Raw genomic sequence first — 1,710 nt, forward strand, 5'->3', positions numbered from 1 at the left:
ACCTGGCCCATCTCCCCAGGTGTCACACACCATCAACGCGCCTGCCAACACAAAGACACGCCGTTCGCGAATACACCTGACCAAGCCCTACTAGTTACACGTTATCGGCTGCGTACAGCGGCCAGAGACGCTGAACCGGACCAGGCCCTCACTGCGCTCAGCAAGGCGCGCGCATCAGCATGCATGCGATGCAGCCGGTCCCCTGACCACATTCAATGTCCAGGCTGAGTGGTACTGGGTATGAGTTGCTCAGGGCTTTCGTGCTGTCGAAGGGTGTTCTGGAGTTCACCAATCTTCCGGCCCCTTCAGGACAGACCGTGGCTTCCCTGGCTTCCACCACGCCTCCCGACACTTGGGTGCGCCGGCGACGTATCCGAGCGGGTACAGGTGCACGTCAGCGACGGCGGCCCCCAGCCCGGCTCTTCCTTTGGGTAGCCACCCCGGCTGGTCGACGATCTTCGCCGTCTCCTCGACCGTATCGATACCGGCCCAGCCGCCACACGCGAGCGGAGCCACGGTGTGGACGAAACGTCGAGGGCTGGCAGCTCCGCCGTGTGGAGCATTCGCCACGCTCACCCCACCTACCGCTACTGAGGAACCTGATGCTGCCCCATCTGCCCTACGCCGACGCCGTCCACGTCGCTCTCGTCAACGCTGGCATTGCCCCGGACACGCTTACCGTGAGCGCTCCCGATTCCGAAGGCCACCGCAAGTTGATCGCCGTCTTCTCCTGGGCCGACATCACGCTGCGCTGGTCATCGGACAGCGGTTGGCGCCACGAGGCACCGCACCGCGGCGGCCCCCTGCCCCTAAACCCGTTTGCCGCCCCGGCCGCGGTGGTCACCACGGTGGCGCTCCTAGCCGACGGTCACCCACCGATCGCGTACCGCGAACGGTGGGCCGGTGCCCGCTCCCTTGCCGTCGCCATCGGCGACTGGGAGCAGAGCTTCTCGTGCCCGCCCTTGCAGACCCGGAGGATTATGGCCTTCTTCTCGTAGCTGCAGTCGTGACCAGAGGGCCTGGTACTTCGCTACCTCAATGCGGTCTCACGCGACATGCTGTGGGTCGAGGAAATGCCCCAGATTTCACGGCCGAACGGTACCGGATTAGAGAAGTCAGGCGTTGTCCCTCAATACGGGAGTTATCGTCCTTGCGAGTCCGCAGACCGGCTGCTCCCCATCTTGTTCTCTGCGCGACTCGATCTTCGTGCGTAGACGCGCTGAGCGGGAGTGGTTGCGACGGGGACTCTCAAGGGTGACGATCGGGATTGTTACCCTTCGAACCCGCAGGTTTGACCTGTCGCGCTGGCTATCATGTGAACTTGTTCCGCTTTGACGGACACCATTGGTGTGGTGGTCAGGCTGGGAATGGGGTCTCGTATTCGGCGGGACGGCGGTAGCCGAGGCTGCTGTGCAGCCGGTGCAAGTTGTACCAGCCCTCGATGAAATCGAAGATGGCGGTGCGGGGGACGGTCTTGCTGGGCCAGACGACTGTGTCGAGGAGCTCGCGCCTTGATGGTGGCGAAGAACGATTCGTCGAGCGCGTTGTCCCCGCACTGCCCGGTGCGGCCGACCGACAGCGGACTCCGAACTCCTCGACCAGGAGGGCGAATTTACGGCTGGTGTACTGGCAGCCGCGGTCCGAATGGAAAGTCACCGGACGGAGGGGGGACGTTGTCGACAAGCGGCCTCGATGGCGTCGGTGACCCGG

General features: G+C 64.2%; 1 protein-coding gene. It reads left to right on the top strand.

Going from position 1 to position 1,710, the window contains the following annotated elements; genetic code table 11:
- The first annotated feature begins 602 nt into the window (after nt 1-602).
- Nucleotides 603-998 carry a hypothetical protein gene (locus ABZ070_RS37170; protein ID WP_356640606.1) on the top strand — a complete coding sequence of 132 codons (396 nt, stop codon included), beginning with the start codon at nt 603-605 and terminating at the stop codon, nt 996-998.
- Nucleotides 999-1,710 lie beyond the last annotated feature (712 nt).

The sequence above is a fragment of the Streptomyces sp. NPDC006283 genome, from assembly GCF_040613325.1.
GTDB lineage: Bacteria > Actinomycetota > Actinomycetes > Streptomycetales > Streptomycetaceae > Streptomyces.

Coding starts and splice junctions, on each gene's coding strand:
- ABZ070_RS37170 (WP_356640606.1), top strand. CDS start 603: ATGCTGCCCCATCTGCCCTACGCCGACGCCGTCCACGTCGCTCTCGTC.